General features: G+C 26.3%; 1 protein-coding gene. It reads left to right on the top strand.

Annotated elements, in window-relative coordinates; all coding sequences use genetic code 11:
- On the top strand, window positions 1-237 hold a 237-nt coding region (locus B4G94_RS19580), incomplete at its 5' end, for a thioredoxin family protein (RefSeq protein WP_286861239.1).
- Window positions 238-582 lie beyond the last annotated feature (345 nt).

The raw sequence follows: 582 nt of genomic DNA, 5'->3' as shown, positions 1-582 counted from the left end.
TGGTGTGGTCCATGTCGTATGGTAGGTCCTGTTGTTGAAGAGCTGGCTAAAGATTATGAAGGTAAGGCTGTGATAGGAAAAGTAAACGTGGATGAAAATCCAGAAATTTCAGTTCGTTACGGTATCCGTAATATTCCTGCTTTATTGTTCTTCAAAAATGGAGAAATCGTAGATAAACAAATTGGAGCGGTTCCAAAGTCGGTTTTAAATGAGAAATTAGAGAAACAATTAGCGTAATAATTCGTTTTTAATAAAAAAAGACCTGAAATATTTTTATTTCAGGTCTTTTTTTTGTTTTTACCACTTTATTTTTGTTTTTATTTTGATTTTATCAATGTTTTTTTTGTGTGTTTTATCTGTGTGTTCATTTTTGTTGTGTTATTTGGTGTTTTATTGTGTTTTTTTTGTTGTTTAAAATCTATTTTATCAAAATAAAATAGATTTTATTTTGATAAATGGATATTTTTTACTTATTTTGAATATGAAAACGGAAGAAAAACGAATATTTGATTGAATTATTTGTTTTATTTTATGTTTTTTGTTGATATTTTGATATAAATAAAGATTTTCCCTTTCAAATAC

The sequence above is a fragment of the Sphingobacterium sp. UBA7625 genome, from assembly GCF_002484085.1.
GTDB lineage: Bacteria > Bacteroidota > Bacteroidia > Sphingobacteriales > Sphingobacteriaceae > Sphingobacterium > Sphingobacterium athyrii.
Note: the sequence above shows the minus strand (reverse complement) of the source record. Positions and strands in the feature narration are given on the sequence as shown.